The organism is Burkholderia sp. 572 (genome assembly GCF_040545135.1).
In the GTDB taxonomy this organism is placed as follows: domain Bacteria; phylum Pseudomonadota; class Gammaproteobacteria; order Burkholderiales; family Burkholderiaceae; genus Burkholderia; species Burkholderia cepacia.
On record NZ_JBEPLH010000004.1, the window covers coordinates 287,794 to 313,488 of the forward strand.

The 25,695-nt window shown below is 66.0% G+C and carries 23 protein-coding genes and 4 tRNA genes; 15 read left to right on the forward strand and 12 right to left on the reverse strand.

The window, feature by feature from the left end; genetic code table 11:
• Positions 1-10 precede the first annotated feature (10 nt).
• Complete coding sequence (gene ssuD / locus ABIC51_RS10000) at positions 11-1,168, reverse strand: FMNH2-dependent alkanesulfonate monooxygenase (protein WP_027787631.1); 1,158 nt, start codon at positions 1,166-1,168, stop codon at positions 11-13.
• Between the two features lie 340 nt (positions 1,169-1,508).
• Between ssuD and ABIC51_RS10005 the strand changes: the two genes are divergently transcribed.
• Positions 1,509-1,937, forward strand: a complete 429-nt coding sequence (locus ABIC51_RS10005; protein ID WP_006484223.1) for a hypothetical protein — start codon at positions 1,509-1,511, stop codon at positions 1,935-1,937.
• A gap of 115 nt (positions 1,938-2,052) precedes the next feature.
• Here the strand turns inward: ABIC51_RS10005 and ABIC51_RS10010 are convergent, their stop codons facing one another.
• Genes ABIC51_RS10010 through ABIC51_RS10020 form a run of 3 tightly spaced genes read right to left on the reverse strand, consistent with a single transcriptional unit; the run spans position 2,053 to position 4,084 of the window.
• Positions 2,053-3,213: an enoyl-CoA hydratase/isomerase family protein gene (locus ABIC51_RS10010; RefSeq protein WP_175900046.1), complete on the reverse strand. Its 1,161-nt coding sequence runs from the start codon at positions 3,211-3,213 to the stop codon at positions 2,053-2,055.
• 31 nt (positions 3,214-3,244) lie between these two features.
• Positions 3,245-3,583, reverse strand: coding sequence for a DMT family transporter (locus ABIC51_RS10015; protein WP_021161565.1), 339 nt, complete (start codon positions 3,581-3,583; stop codon positions 3,245-3,247).
• Positions 3,584-3,586: 3 nt separating this feature from the next.
• Positions 3,587-4,084, reverse strand: coding sequence for a heme-degrading domain-containing protein (locus ABIC51_RS10020; protein WP_027787634.1), 498 nt, complete (start codon positions 4,082-4,084; stop codon positions 3,587-3,589).
• A 197-nt stretch (positions 4,085-4,281) separates the two neighbouring features.
• On the opposite strand from ABIC51_RS10020, the gene ABIC51_RS10025 reads away from it, so the two are divergent.
• From ABIC51_RS10025 to ABIC51_RS10055, 7 genes are all read left to right on the forward strand, one after another.
• Positions 4,282-4,358: transfer RNA gene (locus tag ABIC51_RS10025), tRNA-Met, on the forward strand.
• Positions 4,359-4,541: 183 nt separating this feature from the next.
• On the forward strand, positions 4,542-5,087 hold the full coding sequence (locus tag ABIC51_RS10030; RefSeq protein ID WP_021161562.1) for an NUDIX hydrolase: 546 nt from the start codon (positions 4,542-4,544) through the stop codon (positions 5,085-5,087).
• An 11-nt stretch (positions 5,088-5,098) separates the two neighbouring features.
• Complete coding sequence (gene aat, locus ABIC51_RS10035; RefSeq protein WP_027787635.1) at positions 5,099-5,863, forward strand: leucyl/phenylalanyl-tRNA--protein transferase; 765 nt, start codon at positions 5,099-5,101, stop codon at positions 5,861-5,863.
• A gap of 33 nt (positions 5,864-5,896) precedes the next feature.
• Positions 5,897-6,727: an arginyltransferase gene (locus tag ABIC51_RS10040; RefSeq protein ID WP_021161560.1), complete on the forward strand. Its 831-nt coding sequence runs from the start codon at positions 5,897-5,899 to the stop codon at positions 6,725-6,727.
• A gap of 99 nt (positions 6,728-6,826) precedes the next feature.
• Positions 6,827-7,864, forward strand: a complete 1,038-nt coding sequence (locus tag ABIC51_RS10045; protein ID WP_027787636.1) for a quinone-dependent dihydroorotate dehydrogenase — start codon at positions 6,827-6,829, stop codon at positions 7,862-7,864.
• Positions 7,865-7,965: 101 nt separating this feature from the next.
• Positions 7,966-8,760 (forward strand): cystine ABC transporter substrate-binding protein, encoded by a 795-nt coding sequence (locus ABIC51_RS10050; RefSeq protein WP_027787637.1) that lies wholly within the window; start codon positions 7,966-7,968, stop codon positions 8,758-8,760.
• Positions 8,761-8,882: 122 nt separating this feature from the next.
• On the forward strand, positions 8,883-9,575 hold the full coding sequence (locus tag ABIC51_RS10055; RefSeq protein WP_027787638.1) for an amino acid ABC transporter permease: 693 nt from the start codon (positions 8,883-8,885) through the stop codon (positions 9,573-9,575).
• Positions 9,576-9,627: 52 nt separating this feature from the next.
• Here the strand turns inward: ABIC51_RS10055 and ABIC51_RS10060 are convergent, their stop codons facing one another.
• The 6 genes from ABIC51_RS10060 to rnr all read right to left on the reverse strand — a co-directional run bounded on the left by ABIC51_RS10060 (position 9,628) and on the right by rnr (position 16,846).
• A complete protein-coding gene (locus ABIC51_RS10060; RefSeq protein WP_175900049.1) occupies positions 9,628-10,614 on the reverse strand; it encodes a Gfo/Idh/MocA family protein in 987 nt (328 codons plus the stop codon).
• 101 nt (positions 10,615-10,715) lie between these two features.
• Entirely contained in the window at positions 10,716-11,432 is a 717-nt protein-coding gene (locus ABIC51_RS10065) for a FadR/GntR family transcriptional regulator (protein WP_027787640.1), read from the reverse strand.
• 279 nt (positions 11,433-11,711) lie between these two features.
• Positions 11,712-12,407 carry a ribose-5-phosphate isomerase RpiA gene (rpiA, locus tag ABIC51_RS10070; protein WP_027787641.1) on the reverse strand — a complete coding sequence of 232 codons (696 nt, stop codon included), beginning with the start codon at positions 12,405-12,407 and terminating at the stop codon, positions 11,712-11,714.
• 86 nt (positions 12,408-12,493) lie between these two features.
• Positions 12,494-13,366 (reverse strand): N-acetylmuramoyl-L-alanine amidase, encoded by an 873-nt coding sequence (locus ABIC51_RS10075; RefSeq protein WP_027787642.1) that lies wholly within the window; start codon positions 13,364-13,366, stop codon positions 12,494-12,496.
• A 97-nt stretch (positions 13,367-13,463) separates the two neighbouring features.
• Entirely contained in the window at positions 13,464-14,207 is a 744-nt protein-coding gene (rlmB, locus tag ABIC51_RS10080; protein ID WP_021161555.1) for a 23S rRNA (guanosine(2251)-2'-O)-methyltransferase RlmB, read from the reverse strand.
• A 149-nt stretch (positions 14,208-14,356) separates the two neighbouring features.
• Entirely contained in the window at positions 14,357-16,846 is a 2,490-nt protein-coding gene (rnr, locus tag ABIC51_RS10085) for a ribonuclease R (RefSeq protein WP_027787643.1), read from the reverse strand.
• A 250-nt stretch (positions 16,847-17,096) separates the two neighbouring features.
• On the opposite strand from rnr, the gene ABIC51_RS10090 reads away from it, so the two are divergent.
• A tRNA-Leu gene (locus tag ABIC51_RS10090) sits at positions 17,097-17,183 on the forward strand.
• A gap of 224 nt (positions 17,184-17,407) precedes the next feature.
• Here ABIC51_RS10090 and ABIC51_RS10095 read toward each other — a convergent pair.
• A complete protein-coding gene (locus tag ABIC51_RS10095; protein ID WP_059682752.1) occupies positions 17,408-17,845 on the reverse strand; it encodes a MarR family winged helix-turn-helix transcriptional regulator in 438 nt (145 codons plus the stop codon).
• A gap of 99 nt (positions 17,846-17,944) precedes the next feature.
• Positions 17,945-19,507: a DHA2 family efflux MFS transporter permease subunit gene (locus ABIC51_RS10100; RefSeq protein WP_175900052.1), complete on the reverse strand. Its 1,563-nt coding sequence runs from the start codon at positions 19,505-19,507 to the stop codon at positions 17,945-17,947.
• A gap of 356 nt (positions 19,508-19,863) precedes the next feature.
• Between ABIC51_RS10100 and ABIC51_RS10105 the strand changes: the two genes are divergently transcribed.
• The 6 genes from ABIC51_RS10105 (at position 19,864) to ABIC51_RS10130 (ending at position 25,639) form a co-directional block, all read left to right on the forward strand.
• A complete protein-coding gene (locus ABIC51_RS10105) occupies positions 19,864-20,853 on the forward strand; it encodes an aliphatic sulfonate ABC transporter substrate-binding protein (protein WP_175855473.1) in 990 nt (329 codons plus the stop codon).
• A 109-nt stretch (positions 20,854-20,962) separates the two neighbouring features.
• Positions 20,963-21,049 (forward strand) — tRNA-Leu (locus ABIC51_RS10110).
• A gap of 266 nt (positions 21,050-21,315) precedes the next feature.
• Positions 21,316-21,402, forward strand: a tRNA-Leu gene (locus ABIC51_RS10115).
• Positions 21,403-21,773: 371 nt separating this feature from the next.
• Positions 21,774-23,021 (forward strand): ROK family protein, encoded by a 1,248-nt coding sequence (locus ABIC51_RS10120; protein ID WP_146254108.1) that lies wholly within the window; start codon positions 21,774-21,776, stop codon positions 23,019-23,021.
• Complete coding sequence (locus ABIC51_RS10125) at positions 23,008-24,561, forward strand: sugar ABC transporter ATP-binding protein (protein WP_021161551.1); 1,554 nt, start codon at positions 23,008-23,010, stop codon at positions 24,559-24,561. Before ABIC51_RS10120 ends, ABIC51_RS10125 begins: the two co-directional genes overlap by 14 nt.
• 40 nt (positions 24,562-24,601) lie before the next feature.
• Complete coding sequence (locus ABIC51_RS10130) at positions 24,602-25,639, forward strand: ABC transporter permease subunit (protein ID WP_021161550.1); 1,038 nt, start codon at positions 24,602-24,604, stop codon at positions 25,637-25,639.
• Positions 25,640-25,695 lie beyond the last annotated feature (56 nt).

A 25,695-nucleotide genomic window follows, 5' to 3' on the forward strand; every position in this document is an offset into this window, starting at 1 on the left:
CTCCTGTCACTCAGCTCTGGGCTGCCTTCGGCAGATAGCTGTTGCCGACGATCTCGCCGAACGGGCCGGACAGCGGGCCGGTCGCCTTCGCCGCGCCGTTGCCCTTGATCAGCGGGAACACGAGTTCCGCGAAACGGTACGACTCCTCCAGGTGCGGATAACCGGACAGGATGAAGGTTTCGATGCCGAGATCCGCGTATTCGCGCATGCGCTCCGCGACCTGTTCCGGATTGCCGACGAGCGCGGTACCCGCGCCGCCGCGCACGAGGCCGACGCCGGCCCACAGGTTCGGATACACCTCGAGTGTCTCGCGGCCGCCGCGCTTGCCGCCGTGCAGCGCGGCCATCCGGCGCTGGCCTTCCGAATCCATGTTCGCGAACGCCTTCTGCGCGCGGGCGATGGTTTCGTCGTCGAGGCGGCTGATCAGGCGCTCCGCGTCGCGCCATGCTTCGTCCTCGGTCTCGCGCACGATCACGTGCAGACGAATCCCGAACTTGATCTTGCGGCCGCGGGCTTCCGCGCGGGCCCGAATATCGGCGATCTTCTTCGCAACGGCCTCGGGCGGCTCGCCCCAGGTCAGGTAGGTGTCGATGTGATCGGCGGCGATCTGATGCGCGGCCGGCGACGAACCGCCGAACCACAACGGCGGATGCGGACGCTGCACGGGCGGATACAGCGCCTTGCCGCCCTTCGACTGCAGGTGCTTGCCGATGTAGTCGAACCCGCCGTTGTCGTGCGACGCGGACAGCAGCCCGCGCCAGATGTTCAGGAAGTCGTCGGTGATTTCGTAGCGCGTGTCGTGATCGGCGAACAGGCCGTCACCCTCGAGTTCGGCGGCATCGCCGCCCGTCACGACGTTGATCAGCAGGCGGCCGCCCGACAGACGGTCGAACGTCGCGGCCATCCGCGCCGACAGCCCGGGCGACGCGATACCGGGACGGATCGCGACCAGGAACTTCAGGCGCTGCGTCGCCGGGATCAGGCTCGACGCAACGACCCACGCATCCTCGCAGGAACGGCCGGTCGGCAGCAGCACGCCCTCGTAGCCGAGCGTGTCGGCCGCAACCGCCACCTGCTTGAAGTAATCGTAATCCGCGGCGCGTGCACCTTCGGCCGTACCGAGATAGCGGCTGTCGCCGTGCGTGGGGATAAACCAGAACACATTCATCTGCTGCTCCTGCTTGACTGTCCTTGCCGGAATTTGAAAAAACACCGCCCTGCTCGCGTCGTGGATCAGCGGCGCATGCATGGTGTGCGTTCGAATCGGGATGGTTCGCCGGTCAGGCCGTGCAGCGGGCGAGGACGCGATTGCACGGCTGTTTCTGGGAAATCAGTCTAGGGATCGGTACAGGGCTTTGGAACGATTTTTTTGAGCTTAGGTTTTCCGCTTTCGTGATTAGCACGACGCTGGAGCGAATATCACCGCGGGCGGGCCCTATAATGGCGCACCTATCCGAATAACTCCGCGCGTACAGCCCCGGCCGTGCGCGCCCGCGGTGCACTCATCGATGCAGAAAGTCATCCTGCCATTCCTGTCCGGCTTCCTGGCCGCCCTGTTCTTCCGCGAAGCCACGCTCGCACTCCTTCATACGGCCGACCTGATCGCCGCAACCGGCTTCTCCACGCAGCCGTTCGCGCCGCTCGGCATTCCTGAATTTGTCGCGAATGCGCTGATCAGCGCGTGCTGCGCGATCCCGATGGCGTGGCTGCTGCGCGTCTCGCCGGAACGCGAGGCATCGTGGATCGGCGCGCTGGTGTTCGGCGGCATCGTGCTGACGGCCGCCCGCGTGTTCGCGATCGATCCGCTGCGCGGGATCTGGCCGTCGGGCAACATGATGCCCGTGCTCGCCGCCGGCTTCGCGGCAAACGCGGTATGGGGCTTCGGCGCGCTCGTGTTCATGCGCGCGTTCATGTCGGACGACGCCGGCGACGAGTAACGCGGGCGCAAGCGCCACGCCCTTCGGCCGCCGGGCGGTCGACATCCATGCAAAAGGCCGCCTGCACCTGCAGGCGGCCTTTTCGTTTCCGGCTCGCGCGTCGGTCGGCCCGACGTCAGTCCTGCAGATTCCGCAGCGGATGCGTGTCAGGTGTCCACGGGCTGTCGAACATCGCGAGCACGTCTGCACGATCGATATCGGCGGACGACTTGAAGCGCCAGACCGGCTGGTGGTCCTTGTCGACGATCAGCGCGCGCACGCCTTCGATCACGTCGCCGCGCGCGAACGTCGAGCGTGTGAGGTCGAGATCGCGCCGCAGGCAATCGGCCATCGTCGCGCCGCGTGCACGTTCGACGACTTCCAGCGACACGGCCATCGACAGCGGCGACAACTGTTCGCGCATCGCATGGGTCGCCTTCTCGACCCATCCGTCGACGGCCGCGCAATCCTGCTCGGCGTCGAGCGACGCGAGAATCGCGCCGATGTCCGGCTGCGCGAAATGCCGGTCGATCCCCGCGCGCGCGTCGGCGAGCGCCGACGTGTCGGGCGTCGGCACGACCTTGTGTGCGGCGGCCGCCTCGGCTACGCACGCGACGGCCTGCTCGCCGCTGTCGATGCGCGCGTGGCGCAGCGTGTCGAGCAGCGCCGGCAGCGCGGCATCGGGCAGATAGACGTCGGCGAGCTGCGCGTACAGCGCGCCGGCCGCGTCGAGCGTCGCGCCGGTCACGGCGAGATAGCGGCCGATCGCCCCGGGTGTGCGCGCGAGGAACCAGCTCATCCCGACGTCCGGGAACAGGCCGATACGCGTTTCCGGCATCGCCATCTTCGTCGAGTCGGTCACGACACGCAGGCCGCCCGTGTGGCGCGCCGCCTGCGAAATGCCCATGCCGCCGCCCATCACGACGCCGTGCATCAGCGCGATGTAAGGCTTCGGATAGGTGAAGATCGCGTGGTTCAACGTGTATTCGTCGATGAAGAACGAATCGACCGCATCGCGGTCCCCGCGCTGCCATGCGTCATGGAAGAAGCGCACGTCGCCGCCCGCGCAGAACGCGCGCGGATGCGGGCTGTGCACGACGATCGCGACGACCTCGGGATCGTCGCGCCACGCGTCGAGCGCCTGCTGCATCAGCCGGATCATGCCGACCGACAGCGCGTTCAGCGCCTTCGGGCGGTTCAGTTCGAGAAAGCCGATGCGGTTCACGACATACGCGCATACGTCGGGCTGGGCGGATTCGGCGGAAACGGCAGCGGAAGTGGGAGTGGAATCGGTCATGAGGGCCATCCGGCAAATGGCAGTCGCACGCTCAGTGCGCCTGCATCTTCGAAAACAGGTTCAGCACCACGACACCCGCGATGATCAGGCCGAGGCCGATCACGGCCGGCAGGTCCGGCACCTGGCGATAGAGCAGCATCGCGACGAGCGTGATCAGCACGATGCCGGCGCCCGACCAGACGGCATAGATGATGCCGACGGGCATCGTGCGCAACGTGAGCGACAGGCAGTAGAACGCGATGCCGTAGCCGGCGACGACGAGCGCCGACGGCCAGAAGCGCGTGAAGCCGTCCGCCGCGCGCAGCGCGGACGTGCCGACCACTTCCGCGACGATCGCGATCGCGAGCCATGCGTAACCGGGAAGCTGCATCGCTCAGTTCCTTGCGAGGGCCAGCACGGCGTAGTCGTGGCCGAGCTCGGCACACAGCACCTCGACGACGAATTCGTGATCCGCGCGCTGCGGCAGCCCGGACGCGGTGATCGAGCCGATCACGCCGGCGCCGGCGACGGTCAGCGGAAACGATCCACCGTGCGCCGAATATTCGGCGATCGGCAGCCCGTGCTTGTCCGCCAGCGTCGCGCCCGCCTGCTGCATGCGCAGGCCGATGGCGTACGAACTGCGGCGGAAATGGGCGACGACGTTGCGCTTGCGGCGCACCCAGTCAGCGTTGTCGGGCGTGGCTCCGGCGAGCGCTGCGTAGAACAGCGGCTGGCCGAACGTGACGATGTCGAGCGCGACCGCATGGCCGCGAGACGCCGCGAGCGCATGCATCCGGTTGCCGAGCGCCCACGCGCGGGCCGGGTCGAAATGGGGAAACACGAGCGCCTGTTCCTGCGCGCCGATCGATTGCAGATCGTGAGCGATGTCCATGAATCCGTCGATGCAGTAATGAGAGTTGCAACGGCGCCGATGCGATCGCGCATGGCGTCGCTGGCGAAGAGGCGAAACAAACCGTTCGATTCTAGCGCACGCGCCCGACGTACCGTCCCTACAAGACACGACACGCGATTGTCAGAAAGTGCTTGCACACGTTCGGGTAACTCCTTATAATTCATTTCTTCGACGGACGCGGGGTGGAGCAGTCTGGCAGCTCGTCGGGCTCATAACCCGAAGGTCGTAGGTTCAAATCCTACCCCCGCAACCAACGCCCCGATTCATGCAAAAAGCCCGGCTCAGTGCCGGGCTTTTTGTTTTTCCGTCGCATTTCCCTCCCCTCTTCGCGCATCGGCACCTTCCGCTTCGCGCGACACGCGGCCGGCATGCGCAGGCGTTCAAGAATGCCGCGACCCGGTGATACACTCGCATCACCTCGTCCCTTCCACTCGACATGAAATTCTGCTCCGTCTGCGGTCACGAAGTCATCGCGCGCATTCCTCCGGGCGACAACCGCGAGCGCTTCGTCTGCGATCACTGCGGCACGATCCACTACCAGAATCCGCGCAACGTCGTCGGAACGGTCCCGGTCTGGGGCGATCAGATCCTGCTGTGCCGCCGCGCGATCGAACCGCGCTACGGGTTCTGGACGCTGCCCGCGGGCTTCATGGAAATGGGCGAGACAACGGCCGAAGCCGCCGCGCGCGAAACGCTCGAGGAAGCCGGTGCGCGCGTCGAGGTGCAGAACCTGTTCACGCTGCTCAACGTGCCGCACGTGCACCAGGTCCACCTGTTCTACCTCGCGCGGCTCACCGATCCGGGATTCGAAGCCGGCGAGGAAAGCCTCGAAGTGAAGCTGTTCGACGAAGCCGACATCCCGTGGGACGAAATCGCGTTCCCGACCGTCAGCCAGACCCTGCGATTCTTCTTCGCCGATCGCGCCGCCGGCGACTACGGGGTGCACACCGGCGATATCTTCCGCTCGCTGCGCAACGGCTGAGCCCTCGCCCCATGGTCCCCTGGCTCGGCCCGGACGATCCGTTTCCGTCCATCGAACGCGCGCTCGGCCCCGCGACCGGCGCGCCGGGGCTGCTCGCCGCGAGCGCCGACCTGCTGCCGTCGCGCCTCATCGACGCATACCTGCGCGGCATCTTCCCGTGGTATTCGGACGGCCAGCCCGTGCTGTGGTGGAGCCCCGACCCGCGCATGATCCTCGTGCCGGCCGAGTTCAAGGTGTCGCCTTCGCTGCGCAAGACGCTGAAGCGCGTGCTGCGCGAGCCCGAATGGGAAGTGCGCGTCGACCACGACTTTCCGGGCGTGATGCGCGCCTGCGCGCAGGCGCCGCGCCGCGGGCAGCGCGGCACATGGATCACGGCCGAGATCATCGATGCATACACGTCGCTCTACCGGTCCGGCAACGCGCACAGCATCGAGACCTGGCACGACGGGCGACGCGTCGGCGGCCTGTACGGCGTGTCGTTCGGGCGGATGTTTTTCGGCGAGTCGATGTATGCGGACGCGACCGACGCATCGAAAATCGCGCTGGCCACGCTCGTCGCGCACCTTCGCGAGCAGGGGCTGGAAATGATAGACTGCCAGCAGAATACGTCGCATCTAGCGTCGCTCGGCGGCCGCGAGATCGCACGCAAGGCCTTTGTCGCTCACGTGCGCAGCGCGGTAGCCGAACCGCCGATTCCGTGGCAGTTCGACAAGCGTGTGCTCGCCGCGCTGACGGGCCGCGCCGAAACGGTGCCCCCCTCCGGGATCGAGCGCTAGCGCGGCACTCCCTCCCTGCAACGAGAGCTGCCCATGACTCATCCGACTGAGCTGCCGCTTTCACCGCTTTCGGCGCTGCAATTCTATGCAACGGCGCCCTATCCGTGCAGCTATCTGGACGGCCGCGTCGCGCGCTCGCAAGTCGCGACGCCGAGCCACCTGATCAATTCCGACATCTATACCGAGCTCGTGAAGGCCGGCTTCCGGCGTTCGGGCGTCTTCACATACCGCCCGTACTGCGACGGCTGCCGTGCCTGCGTGCCGGTGCGCGTCCCCGTCGACGCGTTCGCGCCGTCGCGTACGCAGCGCCGGATGTGGAAGCGGCACCGCACGCTCGTCGCGACGGTTTCGCCGCTGCACTACGACGAAGAGCACTACGCGCTCTACATGCGCTACCAGTCCGCGCGCCACGCGGGCGGCGGCATGGATCGCGACAGCCGCGACCAGTACGAGCAATTCCTGCTGCAGAGCCGGATCAATTCGCGCCTCGTCGAATTCCGCGACCTCGACACACCGGGCGGCGAGCCCGGCAGGCTGCGCATGGTCAGCATGATCGACATCCTCGGCGACGGGCTGTCGTCCGTTTACACGTTCTTCGAGCCCGACGACCAGCACACGAGTTACGGCACCTACAACATCCTGTGGCAGATCGAACAGGCCAAGAGCCTCGGCCTGCCCTACGTGTATCTCGGATACTGGATCCGCGAGAGCCCGAAGATGGCCTACAAGGCGAACTTCCACCCGCTCGAAGGGCTGATCGACGGCCGCTGGAAGATACTCGATCCGGATCGGATCGACCTGCCGCCCGTCGACGCGGCACTGGCCCGCGCGCCATTGCCGGGCGGACATTCCGGCTCGGGCTGACGCGCGCTGCGGGGGGCAAGGACGCGAAGCGCGCCCCTGCCGCTCAACTCCCGGTAAAATAGCGGGTTGTCATCCATTCCGGCTGTCCGCCCTATTCCCGTGTTCAGTTCCCTTTATCCGCTGGCCCGCGCATCCCTGTTCAAGATGGATGCGGAAGACGCTCACCACCTCACGCTGCGCGCGCTCGGCGCGGCCGGCCGCACGGGCCTTGCCTGCGCGCTGTCGGCCCGCGTGCCCGACGCGCCGCGCACCGTGATGGGGCTCACGTTCCGCAACCCGGTCGGCCTCGCGGCAGGCCTCGACAAGGACGGCGCGGCCATCGACGGCCTTGCGGCACTCGGCTTCGGCTTCATCGAGGTCGGTACGGTCACGCCGCGCCCGCAGCCCGGCAACCCGCGCCCGCGGATGTTCCGCCTGCCGCAGGCCGAGGCGCTGATCAACCGGATGGGCTTCAACAATCACGGTGTCGACCAGTTCGTGAAGAACGTCCAGGCCGCCCGCTATCGGGGCATCCTCGGCCTGAACATCGGCAAGAACGCCGATACGCCGATCGAGCGTGCCGCAGAGGATTACCTGTACTGCCTCGAGCGCGTGTACCCGTTCGCGAGCTACGTAACGATCAACATCTCGTCGCCGAACACGAAGAACCTGCGCCAGCTGCAGGGCGCGGGCGAGCTCGACGCGCTGCTCGCGGCGCTGAAGGACAAGCAGCAGCGCCTCGCCGACCTGCACGGCAAGCTCGTGCCGCTCGCGCTGAAGATCGCCCCCGATCTCGACGACGAACAGGTCAAGGAAATCGGCGACACGTTGCTGCGCCACAAGATCGAGGCGGTCATCGCCACCAACACGACGCTGTCGCGCGCGGCCGTCCAGGGCCTGCCGCATGCGGACGAAGCCGGCGGCCTGTCGGGCCGCCCCGTGTTCGACGCGTCGAACGAAGTGATCCGCAAGCTGCACGCCGAAGTCGGCAGCGAAGTGCCCATCATCGGTGTCGGCGGCATCTTCTCGGGCGAGGACGCCCGTGCGAAGCTCGCGGCCGGCGCAGCGCTCGTGCAGCTCTATACGGGCTTCATCTACCGCGGCCCCGCGCTCGTCGCGGAGTGCGTGAAGGCCGTCGCCAGCGAACGCGCCGCGTAATATAGGCATAAACAAACGATATTTAGAGGTCGATTGCATTTTTGCTATCATCGGCCCTCATTATCAGAATCAATGACCCGGACAGGGCAAGGAAACACACGATGAAGATTGCGCTGCTGAAGAAGCTGCTGGTTGCCGGCCTGATCGGCACGTCGCTCGCTGCCGCCACCGCGCATGCGGCCGACCTCCTCGACCAGGTGAAACAACGCGGCACGCTGCGGGTCGGCCTTGAAGGCACGTTCCCGCCGTTCAACTCGAAAAACCCGCAAGGCGAGCTCGTCGGCTTCGACGTCGACATCGCGAAAGCCGTGGCCGCGAAGCTCGGCGTGAAGGCGGAATTCGTGACGACCGAATGGAGCGGCATCATCGCGGGCCTGCAGGCCGGCAAGTTCGACGTGATCTCCAACCAGGTCGGCATCACCGACAAGCGCAAGGAAACGCTCGACTTCTCGCCGCCTTACACGTTTTCGTCCGCGCAGCTGATCCAGCGCAAGGACGACACGCGCGAGTTCAAGTCGCTGGATGACCTGAAGGGCAAGAAGCTCGGCGTCGCGCTCGGCACGAACTACATGGACATGGCGAAGTCGGTGCCCGGCATCGACGTGAAGACGTACCCGGGTGCGCCCGAGTACCTGCGCGATCTCGCGGCCGGCCGCCTCGACGCCGCGCTCAACGACCGCCTGATGCTCGCGTACCTGACGAAGAATTCGCAACTGCCGCTGCGCCCGGGCGCGAACGTCGGCTCGGCGAACCCGTCGGGCATCCCGTTCAAGAAGGGCAACCCGAAGTTCCAGAAGGCGATCGACGACGCGATGGCGCAACTTCAGGCCGACGGCACGTTCACGAAGATCTCGGACAAATGGTTCGGCATCGACGTGACGAAACCGATCAAGTAAGCACGCCTGCATTTCCCGCCTGACGGCGGGCCGGAAAGGGCGGCATCCGCGACGATGCCGCCCTTTGTTTTATTCGTCCGGTTTATGATTGCGCTTTCGCGCACGCATTCGATTCGTATTCCATGTCGACAACGTCCCTGCTCGTCCAATCGCTGCCGGTGCTCGCCCAGGGTGCCGTGCTGACCGTCAAGTTCGCCGTGCTGTCGATGGTGTTCGGCCTGCTTGGCGCCGTCGTGCTCGCGATGATGAGCATCCGGCAAAGCGAAGCGCTCGACGGCTTCGAACGCATCTGGGTCAACGCGCTCGCGTGGCTGGCACGCGCGTACGTGAGCCTGATGCGCGGCACGCCGCTGCTCGTGCAGATCTTCGTCATCTATTACGGGCTGCCGAGCCTCGGCATCTCGCTCGACCCGACGCCCGCCGGCGTCATCGCGCTGTCCGCGAACGTCGCGGCTTACATGTCGGAAAGCATGCGCGGCGCGATCAACGGGATCGCGCGCGGTCAATGGCTGGCTGCGTACAGCCTCGGGCTGTCGTGGGGGCAAACGCTGCGCTACGTGATCGGTCCGCAGGCGCTGCGCATCGCGGTGCCGAGCCTGTCGAACAGCCTGATCAGCCTGATCAAGGACACGTCGCTCGTGTCCGTGATCACCGTGACCGAACTGCTGCGCAGTGCGCAGGAAGTGATCGCGGCAACCTATCAGCCGCTGCCGCTTTATCTCGCCGCAGCGGCCGTGTACTGGATCCTGTGCCAGATCCTCGAATGGGTGCAGCGCTGGTACGAAAAACGCCTGTCGCTGCCGTCGCGGCACTGAGCACCGGCCGTTCGCCGGGCCGCCCGCGTGCGCCCGGCGCCTTCCTTCCCGCTTACTCGCCCGAATAGCGCACGCCGAGCGCCGCTCGCGCGGCATCGGTCATCGCGATCATCTGCCGCGAATGATCGTGCGTCATGATCGGGCTTTCGGTCTTGCCCGCGCGCAGCAGGTCGCAGAAGTGTGCGGTCTCGTAGTTCAATCCGCCGCCTTCAGCCGGCGCGTCGAGTTCGACGGTGCGCCCGTCCGCATAGCTGATCGTCGCGCGCACCGGGTTCCACCACTTCTCGTGAATCGTCACGTGGCCGCCGGCTGCGGCGATCAGCGCGTCGCCACGCCCCATCACGTCGAGCCCGCAAAAAAGCTGTGCGATCCCGCCGTGCGCATGCACGCTGTTCAGGCTCGCGAACAGGTCGACACCCGTCGCGCCGACGCGGCCGAGCGTCTGTACGTCGAGCGCCGCACCGAGCCAGTCGACCGCGAGAAAGGCCTCGTAGATCCCGATATCGAGCAGCGCACCGCCCGCGCGATCGAGGCGATAGACGGAATGATCGCCGGGTACCGACGACGACGCGCACCCTGCCCGCACGAGCCGGATCTCGCCGATCGGATCGTCCTGCAGGTGCGCGCGCAACTGACGGTACAGCGGGAAGAACGGCGGCTTCATCGCCTCCATGAAAAGCTGCCCGGCGTCGCGTGCCGCCTGCAGCACGGTGTCGAGCTGCGCCGCGTTCAGCGTCGCGGGTTTTTCACACAGCACGGCCTTGCCAGCGGCGAGCGCGGCCAGCGTGTACTGCGCGTGACTGTCATGGAGCGTCGCGATGTAGACCGCGTCGATATCGCTCGCGAGGAGTGCTTCGAGGCTTGCGGCAGGCGAACCGCCGTGCGCGCCGCAAAAGGCTGCCGTGGCGTCTGCGCGGCGGGCCCAGGCACCGGCGAGCGTGGCGCCCGGCACATGTGCGAGGCTTTGCGCGAAGCGGCGCGCAATGCTGCCTGCGCCGATGATGCCGAAGCGCACCGGGCGATGGTCGTTGTCGTTCATCCTGATCTTCCGTGTCGGTCGTATGACGGTGGCCGGCACGCTGCCGGCCGGACGTCATGATAAACGGCCCGGCGGCACACGGATGAGCGAAACGCGCCGCGTCAGGCGCGCATGGGCACGTCGACGGAGAAGTCGCGCGAGATCTCGTCGGCGCTGAAATCGATCAGCGCGAGCGAAGCGGCTTCGGCTTCGCGCGGATCGCGCCGCTCGATTGCGTCGACCACACGCGCGTGCGCCTTCACCACGACGTCGTGCGCGCCCTCCTTCTGCACGACACGCGGATTCACGAGGCGTACCGCGCCGCGTACGATCGCCGCCATCTGCTGGAAGAACTGGTTGCCGCTCGCCTGGACGATCCGCGTGTGCAGCAACTCGTCCGCCGTGTCGTAGCCGGAATCGCCCGGCTGCAGCACCTTGAATGCATCGAACGCTTCACGGATGCCGGCGATGTCCGCCGCCGTTGCGCGCACCGCCGCCTGCGCGGTCGCGCGCGGTTCGATCAGCATCCGGAATTCGATGACGTCGCGCATGAACTGCGGATCGGGTTTCGCCCGGAAGCGCCAGCTCACCACGTCTTCATCGATCATGCGCCAGTCGCGCATCGGCCGCACGCGCGTGCCGACTTTCGGACGCACGTCGAGCATGTCGCGCGCAAGCAACATCGACAACGCTTCCCGCATCACGGTGCGACTCACATCGAACTCTTTCGACAGCACGTCCTGCGGCGGCAAGATGCCGCCGTACTTGTCTTCGACGATACCCGAGACAAGCCCATCCATCACTTTGGCGACCAGTGACCGGTCTTTGCCCTGCTCCATGACACCTCCCCGTGCGTCGATTTGCGAACACCTGCTCCGCAGTTCCGCCGGCCCTGGTTACGACTGTTCTTATGATCTATAAGTTGATGAGTTCGAGGACATTTCGCTATCTGGTAAACACCTGACAGGGTTATCCCTCTTTTTGACGGGGTGATTTATACGGCTAAAAATAAGGCCCGGGAAGCGCATTGCGCCTACCGGGCCCCGAATTCCACAAGATTTAAACATTCAGTTCATTACAGTACATGGCGCACCGTTACGGACTGCTTTCTATATCTTTCAATTAGCCGAATAAACGATCGTTTCAACGCCGTTTTCCGTGCCGAGCAAGCACAGATTCGCGCCGCGCTCGGCGAACAGGCCGACCGTCACGACGCCCGGCCATGCGTTCACCTGCGCTTCGAAGCCGCGCGGGTCGGCGATCTGCAGCCCCTTCACGTCGATGATCTCGTTACCGTTGTCGGTGATGTACGGCGCACCGTCCTTCGTCACGCGCAGCACGGGCACGCCGCCGAGTGCGGTCACGCGCCGGCCGATCGCCGTGCGCGCCATCGGCACGACTTCGATCGGCAGCGGGAACGCGCCGAGCACCGGCACGCGCTTGCTGGCGTCAGCGATGCAGACGAACGTGTCGGCCACCGATGCGACGATCTTCTCGCGCGTGAGCGCACCGCCGCCGCCCTTGATCATCGCGCCGCCCGCGTCGATCTCGTCGGCGCCATCGACGTACACCTGCAGCGAGTCGACCTCGTTCAGGTCGAACACCTTGATGCCGTGCGATTTCAGGCGTTCGGTCGTGGCGACGGAGCTCGACACGGCGCCGCGATAGCGTGCCTTGACGACGGCGAGCGCGTCGATGAAGCAGTTGGCGGTCGAGCCGGTGCCGACGCCGATCACGGCGCCTTCCGGCACGTTCTGGATCACGTAATCGGCGGCGGCCTGGCCGACGAGGCGTTTGAGTTCGTCTTGAGTCATGGAGTGGTAAAGCTGCGGGATTGCGGAAAACCGCCAGTTTACCGGAGTCGGATGGCGGCCCGCGTTTTTCGGCGTGCGGTGCGGGTTCAGGGCTCACCTGCCGCGGGCGCATAGTCCGCGGGTTGCGTGCCGGCGAAGTACTTGTCGAGCAACGCCTGCGCGATCGCATCGGTTTCGGCGTCCGGATCACCTGCGTAGTCGGCCGGCCTGAAATGCATCTGAAACGCCGCGAACACGCGTCGCGTACGTGCGTCGAGCACGCCGTCGGTGGCCACGTCGTAGCCGTAGCGCGCGAGCTTGAGCTGCAGTTCGCGCACGTCGACCGGCGCATGCGGATCACGACCGGCGAGCCGCGCCGCCACGGTCGCGGCGTCCGGCCACGCACCGACGCCGGCCTGCGCCAACGCGTGCCACGGGAACAGCGGCCCCGGATCGATCTTGCGTTGTGGCGCGATGTCGCTGTGCCCGACCACACGCGTCGGCGGAATCGCGTAGCGCGTGACGATGTCCTTCGACAGCCGGGTCAGTGCGGCGACCTGCTCGGGCGGATACGGCTGCCAGGTGCGGTTCTGCGGATCGAGCGGGCCGCGGTTCACGTTCTCGATGCCGATCGACACCGCGTTCAGCTCGGTCGTGCCCTGCCACTCGCTGACGCCCGCGTGCCACGCGCGCTCCGATTCCGGAACGAGCTGGTAGACGACGGGCAGCCCGCGCTCGATGCGCGGCTGCGGCGGGATCACGTAATGCACGCTGACCGAATCGCCCGTCAGCGTGCGCAGCGATTTCGCCTCGTCGCTTTCGGTGTAATGCATCACGAGAAAGCGGATCCGCGAATCGGCACCACGCGCGTGCAGGCTCGTGTCGGCATAGTAGGTGCCGCGTTCGACGAGCGTCGGCGACGTGCAGGCAGCCAGCAGGCACAGCACGGCGCAGGATGCGCCTATGCGGAACAAGGTCATCGGTCGCGTGCTCCGGAGGGCCGCGTGCCGCACCGGATCGCGGCACGCGTCGTTCGGGTCATTCGAGGCCCGCGCAAGCCGCGCGGGACGGGCTGCGTCAGCCCTTCACGCGCCGCTGGCGCACGGCTTCGTACAGGCACACGCCGCTTGCGACCGACACGTTCAGGCTTTCGACGCTGCCGGCCATCGGAATGCTCATCACTTCGTCGCAGGTGTCGCGCGTGAGCCGGCGCATGCCTTCGCCTTCCGCGCCCATCACGAGCGCGACGGGGCCGTCGAGCTTCGTTTCGTAGAGCGTTGCCGAGGCTTCGTCCGACGTGCCGATGACCCACACGCCGGCGTCCTTCAGCTCGCGCAGCGCACGGGCGAGGTTCGTCACCGTGATGTACGGCACCGTATCGGCCGCGCCGCTCGCCACCTTGGCGGCGGTCGCGTTCAGGCCGACCGCACGGTCGCGCGGCGCGATCACCGCGTGCGCACCGGCCGAATCGGCGACACGCAGGCATGCGCCGAGGTTGTGCGGATCGGTGACGCCGTCGAGCACCAGCAGCAGCGCGGGGCCCTGGATGCCGTCGAGCAGCTCGGACAGGTTCTGCGCGAGCGGGATGTCCTCGACACGCGCGACGACGCCCTGGTGGCGCTCGGTATGCGCGAGGCCCCACAGGCGCGTTTCGTCGGCCGCGATCAGCCGCACGCCCGCTTCCTTCGCGGCGTGCAGGAAGTCCTGCATGCGGCGGTCGCGGCGCGTCTGGTCGTACAGCACCTCCGCAACCGTCGATGCATCGTGCCGCAAACGTGCGGTCACCGCATGAAAACCGTAAAGAACCTTCAGACGTGACATGACTGGAACAACCTTCGATCAAACGTGCGGCCGCGCGACGCGCGCAGCCGCGATCCATGGAAAAGGAAAGCGCCGCGTTGCCGGCCGATGACCGGTGACGCGGCGTCTCTCGATACTGCAGGGCGTGCACATGGCGCCGCCCCGAACGCTCAATACTTCTTGCGGGCGCGGGTCTTCTTCGCGGTCGGCTTCGCCGCCGCACCGCCGCCGCCGTTGCCGGCACTACCGCCCTTCTTCTTCGCGGCGGCACGCGCGGCGCGCGCGTCGTTCACCGCGACGCTCGGCGCGCTCGCGGCCTTCTTGCGGCGCGGCGCGGGTTCTTCCGCCTGCGGCAGAGCACGGACACGCGGGCCGTTACGGTCGATACCGCCGCCAGCCGAAGCCGGCGCGGGCGACGGGCGCGGCGCCTTCACCGGCGTATCGCGCACGAGGCGGAAGTCGATCTTGCGCGCGTCGAGATCGACACGGCTCACCTGTACGCGCACGCGATCCGACAGGCGATAGCGGATGCCCGTCCGTTCGCCGCGCAGCTCGTTCTTGATTTCGTCGTACTGGAAGTAGTCCGAGCCGAGTTCGGTGACGTGCACAAGCCCTTCGATGAAAAGCGTGTCGAGCTGCACGAAGATGCCGAACGACGTGACGCCGTTCACCATCCCGCCGTACTCCTCGCCGAGCTTGTCGCGCATGAAGTAGCACTTGAGCCAGGCCTCGACGTCGCGCGATGCTTCGTCCGCGCGGCGCTCGTTCGCCGAGCAATGCAGGCCGAGCTCTTCCCAGATCGCCGTATTCGGGCGCGAGCGGCCGCGCGTTTCGTCGTCGGCCTGCTGCATCGCACGGGCGCGCGGCGACAGCGCGGTGTTCAGCTCGAAGCCATCCGGCGCCTTCGGCACGTATTTCCTGCCGGACAGGATCGCGTAGATCGCGCGGTGCGTGAGCAGGTCCGGATAACGGCGGATCGGGCTCGTGAAGTGCGCGTACGCCTCGTAGGCCAGGCCGAAGTGACCGATGTTGTCCGGGCTGTAGACGGCCTGCTGCATCGAGCGCAACAGCATCGGCTGCAGCATCTGCGCATCGGGCCGGTCGCGGATCTGCGCCATCAGCGCCGCGTAGTCGCTCGCATGCGGCTTGTCGCCGCCGCCGAGCGACAGGCCCATGCCGCGCAGGAACGCACGCAGGTTCTCGAGCTTCTCCGGCGTCGGCCCCGCGTGCACGCGGTACAGGCCCGGATGCTTGTTGCGCTTCAGGAAATCGGCCGCGCAGACGTTTGCGGCCAGCATGCACTCCTCGATCAGCTTGTGCGCGTCGTTACGCTGGCGCGGCACGATCTGCTCGATCTTGCCCTGCGAGTTGCAGACGATGTAGGTCTCGGTCGTGTCGAAGTCGATCGCGCCGCGCTTCTGCCGTGCGGCGAACAGCGACTTGTAGACGCCGTACAGATCCTGCAGGTGCGGCAGCAGGTCCGCGCGGCGCGCGGCCTCCGGCCCCTTCGTGTTCGACAGCACGGCCGCGACTTCGGTGTACGTGAGGCGCGCAGCCGAATGGATAACGGCCGGGTAGAACTGGTACGCCTTGATCTCGCCGCGCCCGGTGATCACCATGTCGCACGCGAGCACACAACGGTCGACCTGCGGATTCAACGAGCACAGGCCGTTCGACAGCTTCTCCGGCAGCATCGGAATCACGCGGCGCGGGAAGTAGACCGACGTGCTGCGCTCGAGCGCGTCGGCATCGAGCGCGCTCCCAGGCTGTACGTAATGCGACACGTCGGCGATCGCGACGATCAGCCGGTAGCCGTCGCCGCGGCCGACCTTCACCGGCTCGCAGTAGACGGCATCGTCGAAGTCGCGTGCGTCCTCGCCGTCGATCGTCACGAGCGGCACGTCGCGCAGGTCGACGCGGAAACGCAGGTCGGTCGGCCGCACCTTGTCGGGCAGCGCGGCGGCTTCGTCGAGCGCCGGCTGGCTGAATTCGTGCGGCACGCCGTACTTGCGCACCGCGATTTCGATTTCCATGCCCGGATCGTCGATGTCGCCGAGCACCTCGACGACACGGCCGAGCGGCTGCGAATGGCGGCTCGGGAAATCGGTCAGCTCGACGACGACGACCTGCCCGACCTTCGCCTTCTTCACGTTCTGCGTGATCAGGATGTCGTGGCCGATGCGCTTGTCTTCCGGTGCGACGATCAGCGCGCCGTTCTCGTTGAGCAGGCGGCCGATCACGCGCTTGTTCGCGCGCTCGGTGACTTCGACAACGTGCCCTTCCGGGCGGCCGCGGCGATCGTAGCCGACGATCCGCGCGAGCACGCGATCGTTGTGCATCACCTTCTGCATTTCGCCGTTCGGCAGGAACAGATCGTCCTGGCCGTCGTCGCGGATCACGAACCCGTAGCCGTCGCGATGCCCTTGCACGCGCCCGGCGACGAAGTTCGACGGATGGGTCAACTGGTAGTGGCCGCGCTTGTCGAGGCGGATCTGGCCGTCGCGCTCCATCGCGGCGACACGCCGGAAGAACCCCTCGCGCTCCTGACGCTTGATCGACAGTGCTTCGGCGATGTCGTTGGCGGCCAGCGGCGCGTCGCTCGTACGCAGCACGCCGAGAATTTCTTCACGGCTCGGAATGGGGTACGGATATTTGCTCAAGGGTTTGTCGATGATTGTTCTCGTTGCGTTGACTGATGGTGCACGGCATCAACATAGAGGTGTCCTTCAGACAGTTCTATATTGACGGCGGCGGGTCATTCTATCACCCGCCTGTGTCGCCAAATGACGGGGAATGCCGCCGGCAGGCGCGGCGGAGCCCGGTTTGCGGTGCATCGCAAAAAAGTGTTGACACGATTAATTGGGGCGCTATAATTTCGCTTCTTTGCAGCAAGCAGCTACTGCAAAACGTGCCCAGGTGGCGGAATTGGTAGACGCACTAGGTTCAGGTCCTAGCGGTGGCAACATCGTGGAGGTTCGAGTCCTCTCCTGGGCACCATCTGTTTTTAAAAAGGTCGGCTTCTAGCCGGCCTTTTTTCATTTCAAGCCCAGGAAGCAAAGCGCCTGCGCGCTTTGCGCGAGGACTCGAAAGGCTGCGCTTGCAAGCGCAGCCGGGGTCGCGCATGTGTGACCGAGTCCTCTCCTGGGCACCATCTGTTTTTGAAAAGGTCGGCTTCTAGCCGGCCTTTTTTCATTCTCAGCGCCAGGAAACAGGCGCCCGGCTTACTCGCCGATGAACTTGCGCAACAGCCGGGTCAGCTCGTCGAATTCGGCCTTCGAAAATTTCCGCAAGCGGGCATTGAGCACCTTCGGCGCAATCTCCGGAATCTGCGCGGCAACCGCCTGCCCCGCTTCGGTCAGCGCGAGGTTCACCACCCGCCGATCGCTCACGCTGCGCGAACGCTCGACGAGCCCCTTGTCCTCCAGCTTGTCGAGCACGCGCGTCATCAACCCGGTATCGACGCCGAGCAGCTTCGACAATTCGAACGGCGTCGCCGCGCTGCCGGTCCGCAAGGACAGCAGGATGCCCATCTGCTGCGCCGTGATATCGAGATCCTTCAACGCCGCATCCATCTCGGACGTGATCAGGTTGCGCGCTTTCACGAGCACAAACCCCACGCTTTCGGTGTGCAGGAAATTCTTCGGCGTGTAGTGTTCCATCGTGCTCGCTGAGTCGCATATTGTTGACCCACACAATAATTGCGACATCACGATTTTTCAAGACACGCGGCATCCCGCATACGCGCCGCCCGCGCCGGCTCAGTGCCCGCCGGCCGCCGCGGCTCCGGCTGCCACCCCCTTGCCCGGCTTCGTCACCCAGACCAACGGGATGATCAGCACGAAAATCACCGACGACAGCCAGAAAACGTCGTTCAGCCCCAGCATCGTCGCCTGCGCATTCAACGTCGCCTCGAGAAACGTCAGTGCCTTCGGCGCACCGGCATCGAGCGCGCTCTGCACGCCGGCAACCGCGCTCGCGAAGATCGGATTGTTCACACTGCCCTGCTCGGCGAGTTGCGCGTGATGCAGGATCGTGCGGTCGTTCCAGGCGGTGCTCGCGAGCGACGTGCCGACCGCACCCATGAAGACGCGCGCGAAATTGGACAGGCCGGCCGCCGCCGGGATGCGCTCGGGCGGCAGCCCCGACAGGATGATCGACGTGAGCGGCGTCATGAAGAACGCCGTCGGAATGCCCTGCAGCAGCGTGGGCACCACGAGCGTCCATGTATCGACGCCCGTCGTATAGCGCGAGCGCATGAAAAACACGCCGGCAAACCCGAGAAACGCCAACGTGACGAGCACACGCATGTCCGATTTCGGCATCACCTTGCCGACCATCGGCGCGAGGATCACCGCGAAGATACCGAGCGGCGCGGTGACGAGGCCCGCATTGACCACCGGATAACCGAGCGAGCCCTGTATCCATTGCGGCAGGATCACGAGGTTGGCGAAAAATACCGCGAACGCAATCGAAATCGCCACCGTTCCGCCGAGGAAATTTCGTTGTGCAAACAGCCTGAGATCGACGATCGGACGCGCCTCGGTCAACTCCCAGATCAGGAAGAACACGAAGCCGACCACCGCCACGATGGTCAGGATCCAGATCGTCGACGAATTGAACCAGTCGAGATCCTTGCCCTTGTCGAGCATGACCTGTAGCGCGGCGACCCACACGACCAGCGCGATCAGCCCGACCTTGTCGATCGGCAGCTTGCGGGCCGGCGTTTCCCGGTTGCGATAGAGCGCCCAGATCACGGCGGCCGCGAACAACCCCACGGGCACGTTGATGTAGAAGATCCACGACCAGCTGTAGTTGTCCGTAATCCAGCCGCCGAGCGCGGGGCCGGCAATCGGCCCGACGGTCGCCGTCATCCCCCACAGGGACAGGGCGCTCGAACTCTTCTCCTTCGGGAACGACGCCAGCAGCAACGCCTGCGACAACGGCACGAGCGGCCCGGCCACAGCACCCTGAACGATCCGGGCGGCGAGGAGCACGGTCAGGTTGGGCGCGAGCCCGCACGCAGCCGACGACAGCACGAACAGCAGGATCGCGCAGACGAACAGCCTGACCTGCCCGACCCGCTGCGTCAGCCAGCCGGTCAGCGGGATCGACACCGCGTTGGCCGCCGAGAACAGCGTGATGACCCACGTGCCCTCGTCGATGGACACGCCCAGATTGCCGGAAATGGTTGGAATCGCGACGTTGGCGATCGACGAATCGAGAACGTTCATGAACGTGGCGAGCGCCACTGCCAGCGTTCCCAGCATAAAGCGGGCGCCGGTCAGGGGCGCCGGCGTACCCGGACTTTTGGACGGCTTCATCGGATGTCCTTCTGATCGGGCGCCACGCGAACAGCCCCGGCGCCGAGCGAAATTAACTGACAAGTCAGATAAGTGATTGAAAAAAAGCGATCGACGTGCCGCGCGGATGTTGCTCACGCTTACGTCAATCGCTGACTTTGATATTTCTGCGCTGACTATATTTGACTATGCAATCAAATGCAACCCGAAGGCGTCGATCGACCGCACATGCATGGACGCGCCGCGATCACGCGCGGCCCCGCCCTTATGCCCGCCAGCAGGATCGATAGCAGAATTTATCGGTTATCGTCCGCTTGCCCTGTTGGTACGTTAGCCGGCTCGCTTCAATGCAACGAACCAGACAAGGAGCACGATCCATGACGCCGATGAACCGCCGCGCATTCGCGCGCGCGATGCTGGCCGCAGGCCTCACTGCCGCCGGCGTCCGAGTGCGCGCCGAGAACGCACCCGATGTGCTGCGCATCGGCTACCAGAAGTCGTCGACACTCATCACGCTGCTCAAGACGCGCGGCGCGCTCGAGCAGGCGCTGGCGCCGCTCGGCTTGCGCGTGTCGTGGCATGAATTCGCGAGCGGATTGCCGCTGACCGAAGCGCTCAACATCGGCGCCGTCGATTTCAGCGCCGACGTGGCCGATACGGTCCCGGTCTTCGCACAAGCGGCCCATGCGCGCTTCGTGTACGTCGCACAGGAAGCGCCTTCGCCGAAAGCGCAGGCGATCATCGTCAAGCAGGACAGCACACTGCGTACGCTCGCCGATCTCAAGGGCAGGCGCATTGCGGTCACGAAGGCGGCCGGCAGCCATTACCTGTTGCTTGCCGCACTCGCACGCGCGAAGCTCGGGCCGGCCGATGCGACGATCCACTACCTGACGCCCGCGGACGGCCGCGCGGCGTTCGAGCGTGGCAGTGTGGACGCATGGATCACGTGGGATCCCTATGTCGCATCGGTCGACCGCAATCCCGACGTACGGATTCTCGCCGACGGCAACGGACTCGCGTCATACCAGCGCTACTACCTTGCGTCGACCAGCTTCGCCACTGCGCGGCCCGACGTCGTCCAGATCCTGTTCGACCAGTTGTCGCAGGCCGGCACGTGGCTGCGCGACCACCCGCAGGACGCAGCGAATACGCTTGCGCCGATCTGGGGGCTCGACGCGGCGACGATCGCACGCGCGAACGCGCGGCGCAGTTATCTCGTTCGCGCCGTGGTCGCGCAAAACTTCGGCGAACAGCAGAAGATCGCCGACACGTTCCTCGCGGCCGGACTGCTGCCGGCGCGAGTCGACACGAGTCAGGCGCAGCGCTGGAACTTCGACGCGAAACGCGCGATTCCGGTCGGCGCGTGAGAATCCGTCGCACGAGGGGCAACATTTTTATCGCTTTGAATGAAATTGTGTTGACAGGCTGCGCCGACACGCTAGAATAGCGGTCTTCGCATCGCAGCAAGCGAAACGTGCCCAGGTGGCGGAATTGGTAGACGCACTAGGTTCAGGTCCTAGCGGTGGCAACATCGTGGAGGTTCGAGTCCTCTCCTGGGCACCATCTGTTTTTAAAAAGGTCGGCTTCTAGCCGACCTTTTTTCATTTCAAGCCCTGGGAGCAATGCGCTTGCTCCGATCAGCCCGCGCGCACCCGCCCATCACAAGTTCAACGATGCACGTCGGTCGCCCCCGCGATGTTTGCGCACCTCGCTCGATGCCCAAACAAATCCGTCAAATTATTTTCGTTCGCGACCTCAAATCCTGTTGACAGCCGCCAAAGACGCGCTATAATTTCGCTTCTTTGCAGCAAGCAGCTACTGCAAAACGTGCCCAGGTGGCGGAATTGGTAGACGCACTAGGTTCAGGTCCTAGCGGTGGCAACATCGTGGAGGTTCGAGTCCTCTCCTGGGCACCATCTGTTTTTAAAAAGGTCGGCTTCTAGCCGACCTTTTTTCATTTCCGGCTCAGGAAAAACCTCCCCCTCATCTTCGCGAGCAGACCCAGCCGCTTCGATTTGCGCCGCCAGCGCAAGCAAACTGCGACGGCATGCTGCGAATCCGGCGACAACCCACTACCCCGGGTTCATGCCACCACCCACGCCACTTTCCGCCTGAATGACCGGACTTCCGCGATCCATCCTCGATTCCGGACACCCCGCACTACCATCCCCGCTCCCACCTCAAACCGGGATTTCCCTAGGCTGACATGTCGGCGTTCACGCGGTTAAATAAATCAACGTGATTTATTTAATGCGCCGCTGCACGGCGCGCCATGGAAGGAGACGCCATGAGAAGCCCGCACTTCGGCCAGGGCAGCAATTCGGCCAACGTGCGCCGTTACAACGAGCGCCTGCTGCTGAAGACGCTGCGCCGCGCAGGCAGCGCGTCAAAGGCCGACCTCGCCCGCCTCGCGAACATGACGGGCACGGCGGTCGGCAGCATCATCACATCGCTCGCCGACGCGAAGCTGATCGAATTCGCGGGCCGCACCGAAGGCCAGCGCGGTCAGCCGGCTTCGCTGATTCGCCTCGACCCGCGCGGCGCGTTCGGCATCGGCGTCCATCTCGACCGCATGCGCATCGAAACGGCGCTCGTCAACTTCGCGGGCGACGTGCTCGGCCGCCGCTCGCACGACACGCTGCTGCCCCCGCCCGCCGACGTGCTCGAGATCGTCCGCCACGACATCGAAGCGATGCAGGCCCTGCTTCCCGACCACGAGCGCGCCCGCCTGACCGGCGTCGGCGTCGCGCAGCCCTACAACCTCGGCGCGTGGATGCGCGAACTCGGTCTCGCACCCGACACGTTCCGCGCGTGGGAAGACGTCGATTTCGCAAGCGACCTCGGTCGCATGCTGTCGCTTCCGGTATTCGGCGAAAACGACGGCAACGCGGCCGCGATCGCCGAGCTCTTCTACGGATACGGCCGGCAGTGCGACGACTTCGTCTATCTGTTCATCGGGCCGGCGATCGGCGGCGGCATCGCGATCGACGGCGACTGCCTGCGCGGCGTGACCGGCAACGCGGGCGACATCGCCGTGATTCCCGTGCAGCCGAGCCGGCTCGCTTCCGCGCCGCCGCCGCGAGGCCCGTGGGACATCCTGCTCGCGCGCGCGTCGCTGCATGCGCTCGCGCGCCATCTGCGCCATCACGGCGAGACGGTCGACAACCGGGCCGATCTCGAAGCCTGCATCGCTCGCGGCCTGCCCGCCGTCGACGAATGGATCGACGATTGCGTCGACGCGCTCGCACCTGCGTTGCGCGCGGTGCTGTGTGTGGTCGATGCGCCGGTGGTCGTGCTCGACGCCGATACCGACGCAGGCCTGCTCGACGCGGTGACAACGCGCCTGCGTGCCGCGCTCGTGGCCACCGCGCCCGAAGCGCGCGGCACGCCGGTGCTCGTACGCGGCACGTTCGGCGCCGACGCCGGCGCGATCGGCGCGGCCACGCTGCCGATGTATTTCAACTTCTCCCCGCGGGCCGGCATCCTCAAGGGCGCCCGCACCGACTCGCAGGAGGTCAACCATGTCGCGATCTGAGTCGCCCCGTCCGCTGCTCGAGATGCGCGGGATCAGCAAGACGTTCCCGGCCGTGCGCGCGCTCGACAACGTGAGCCTGACCGTCTATCCCGGCGAGATCCACTCGCTGATGGGCGAAAACGGCGCGGGCAAATCGACGCTGATGAAAATCCTGTCGGGCGCATACCGCGCCGACGCCGGCGGCGAGATCCTGATCGACGGCGAACGCATCGACATCGACGGCCCGCTTGCCGCGCGCGATGCGGGCGTCGCGGTGATCTACCAGGAGCTGTGTCTGTCCCCGAACCTGAGCGTCGCGGAAAACATCTACATCGGCCGCGAATTGCGGCGCGGCAACCGGCGCTGGGGCACGATCGACCGCGCGGCAATGGCACGCGGCTGCGAGGACGTGCTCGCGCGCCTGGGCGCATCGTTCGGGCCCGACACGCTCGTCGGCACGCTGTCGATCGCGGAACAGCAGCTCGTCGAGATCGCGCGCGCCGTGCACACCCGCGCACGCATCCTCGTGATGGACGAGCCGACCACGCCGCTGTCGTCGCGCGAGACCGAACACCTGTTCCGCCTGATCCGCCAGTTGCGCGAGGAAGGTCTCGCGATCATCTACATCAGCCACCGGATGGCGGAGATCTACGAATTGTCCGATCGTGTGTCGGTGCTGCGCGACGGCACGTATGTCGGCACGCTCGAGCGCGCCTCGCTGTCGGCCGAGCGTCTTGTCGCGATGATGGTCGGCCGCGACATCTCCGGCTTTTACAAGAAGGAACACGCGCCGTACGACCCCGGCCACCTGCTGCTGTCGGTACGCGACATCGCCGACGGCGCGCGCGTGCGCGGCTGCAGCCTCGACCTGCACGCCGGCGAAGTGCTCGGCATCGCGGGGCTCGTCGGCGCAGGCCGCACCGAGCTCGCGCGGCTGATCTTCGGCGCGGAACCGCGCGTGCGCGGCAACGTGAAGGTGGGCGAACGCACGTTCGGCGCGCACTCGCCGCGCGACGCGATCGACGCCGGCCTCGTCTACCTGACCGAAGACCGCAAGCGCCAGGGCCTGTTCCTCGACATGAGCGTACGCGACAACATCAACATCTCGGTCTGCAACCGCGATGCGCGGCTCGGTGCGCTCGACCTCGCGCGCGGCGCCGAACGTGCACGCGACGCGATTGCATCGCTGTCGATCCGCGTCCCCCACGCGAACGTCAACGTCGGCGCGCTGTCAGGCGGCAACCAGCAGAAAGTGCTGCTGTCGCGCCTGCTCGAAACGAAGCCGCGCGTGCTGATCCTCGACGAACCGACGCGCGGCGTCGATATCGGCGCGAAATCCGAGATCTACCGGATCATCAACGAACTGGCCCGCGCCGGCGTGGGTGTGATCGTGATCTCGAGCGAACTGCCGGAGATCATCGGCGTCGCCGACCGGGTGCTCGTGATGCGCGAAGGCGAGATCGCGGGCGAGCTCGGCGGCCACACGCATACGCCCATCACGCAGGAAGCCATCATCGCGCTCGCCACCGGCTCGCAGGCCGAACTCGCCGACGCGCACTGAGCCCGCCCTTTCAGTTCACTCTTACATTCAGGTTACCGACATGATCAACCCGACCAAGCAGCGGAACCTCGCTTCCGCGACGGCCCATCCGGTGGGCAACCGTACGCCGCTGTTGCGCGGCGCCGATCACCGCGCCCGCATGCAGTCGCTGATCCGCACCGCCGGCATGCTGCCGGTGCTGCTGGTTCTGTGCATCGGCTTCGGCTTCCTGACCGACGGCTTCTTCACGCTGCAGAACCTGTCGATCGTCACGCAGCAGGCGTCGATCAACATCGTGCTCGCCGCCGGCATGACCTTCGTGATCCTGACGGGCGGCATCGACCTGTCGGTCGGCTCGGTGCTCGCCGCCGCGGCCGTCGCGGCGCTGCTCGCGTCGACCATTCCGGGCTGGGGCTGGCTCGGCGTACCGTTCGCGCTCGTCGTCGGCCTCGTGTTCGGCGCGATCAACGGCGGCCTGATCTCGTTCCTGCGCCTGCCGCCGTTCATCGTCACGCTCGGCGCGATGACGGCCGTGCGCGGCGTCGCGCGCCTGATCGGCAACGACACGACCGTGTTCAATCCGCAGTTGCCGTTCGCGTTCATCGGCAACGGCACGATCCTCGGTGTGCCCTGGCTCGTCGTCATCGCGTGCGCGGTCATCGCGATCTCGTGGTTCATCCTGCGCCGCACGGTGCTCGGGATGCGCATCTATTCGGTGGGCGGCAATCCGGAAGCCGCGCGCCTGTCGGGCATCAACGTGCGGGCGATCCAGATGTTCGTCTATGCGGCGTCGGGCCTGCTCGCCGGGCTCGGCGCGGTGATGTCGGCCGCGCGGCTTTATGCGGCAAACGGCCTGCAGCTCGGCCAGTCATACGAACTCGACGCGATCGCCGCGGTGATCCTCGGCGGCACGAGCTTCGTCGGCGGCGTCGGCTCGATCGTCGGCACGCTGATCGGTGCGCTGATCATCGCGGTACTGACGAACGGCCTCGTCCTGCTCGGCGTGTCCGACATCTGGCAGTACATCATCAAGGGCCTCGTGATCATCGGCGCCGTTGCGCTCGATCGCTATCGCCAGCGCGACTCGGCGCGCACCTGACCCTTCCCGTCGATTCAACCTTGCGGCGCTGGCCGGTTCGCCTGCGCCCGTTCACC

Coding starts and splice junctions, on each gene's coding strand:
- ssuD (WP_027787631.1), bottom strand. CDS start 1,168: ATGAATGTGTTCTGGTTTATCCCCACGCACGGCGACAGCCGCTATCTC.
- ABIC51_RS10005 (WP_006484223.1), top strand. CDS start 1,509: ATGCAGAAAGTCATCCTGCCATTCCTGTCCGGCTTCCTGGCCGCCCTG.
- ABIC51_RS10010 (WP_175900046.1), bottom strand. CDS start 3,213: ATGACCGATTCCACTCCCACTTCCGCTGCCGTTTCCGCCGAATCCGCC.
- ABIC51_RS10015 (WP_021161565.1), bottom strand. CDS start 3,583: ATGCAGCTTCCCGGTTACGCATGGCTCGCGATCGCGATCGTCGCGGAA.
- ABIC51_RS10020 (WP_027787634.1), bottom strand. CDS start 4,084: ATGGACATCGCTCACGATCTGCAATCGATCGGCGCGCAGGAACAGGCG.
- ABIC51_RS10030 (WP_021161562.1), top strand. CDS start 4,542: ATGAAATTCTGCTCCGTCTGCGGTCACGAAGTCATCGCGCGCATTCCT.
- aat (WP_027787635.1), top strand. CDS start 5,099: ATGGTCCCCTGGCTCGGCCCGGACGATCCGTTTCCGTCCATCGAACGC.
- ABIC51_RS10040 (WP_021161560.1), top strand. CDS start 5,897: ATGACTCATCCGACTGAGCTGCCGCTTTCACCGCTTTCGGCGCTGCAA.
- ABIC51_RS10050 (WP_027787637.1), top strand. CDS start 7,966: ATGAAGATTGCGCTGCTGAAGAAGCTGCTGGTTGCCGGCCTGATCGGC.
- ABIC51_RS10055 (WP_027787638.1), top strand. CDS start 8,883: ATGTCGACAACGTCCCTGCTCGTCCAATCGCTGCCGGTGCTCGCCCAG.
- ABIC51_RS10060 (WP_175900049.1), bottom strand. CDS start 10,614: ATGAACGACAACGACCATCGCCCGGTGCGCTTCGGCATCATCGGCGCA.
- ABIC51_RS10065 (WP_027787640.1), bottom strand. CDS start 11,432: ATGGAGCAGGGCAAAGACCGGTCACTGGTCGCCAAAGTGATGGATGGG.
- rpiA (WP_027787641.1), bottom strand. CDS start 12,407: ATGACTCAAGACGAACTCAAACGCCTCGTCGGCCAGGCCGCCGCCGAT.
- ABIC51_RS10075 (WP_027787642.1), bottom strand. CDS start 13,366: ATGACCTTGTTCCGCATAGGCGCATCCTGCGCCGTGCTGTGCCTGCTG.
- rlmB (WP_021161555.1), bottom strand. CDS start 14,207: ATGTCACGTCTGAAGGTTCTTTACGGTTTTCATGCGGTGACCGCACGT.
- ABIC51_RS10095 (WP_059682752.1), bottom strand. CDS start 17,845: ATGGAACACTACACGCCGAAGAATTTCCTGCACACCGAAAGCGTGGGG.
- ABIC51_RS10100 (WP_175900052.1), bottom strand. CDS start 19,507: ATGAAGCCGTCCAAAAGTCCGGGTACGCCGGCGCCCCTGACCGGCGCC.
- ABIC51_RS10105 (WP_175855473.1), top strand. CDS start 19,864: ATGACGCCGATGAACCGCCGCGCATTCGCGCGCGCGATGCTGGCCGCA.
- ABIC51_RS10120 (WP_146254108.1), top strand. CDS start 21,774: ATGAGAAGCCCGCACTTCGGCCAGGGCAGCAATTCGGCCAACGTGCGC.
- ABIC51_RS10125 (WP_021161551.1), top strand. CDS start 23,008: ATGTCGCGATCTGAGTCGCCCCGTCCGCTGCTCGAGATGCGCGGGATC.
- ABIC51_RS10130 (WP_021161550.1), top strand. CDS start 24,602: ATGATCAACCCGACCAAGCAGCGGAACCTCGCTTCCGCGACGGCCCAT.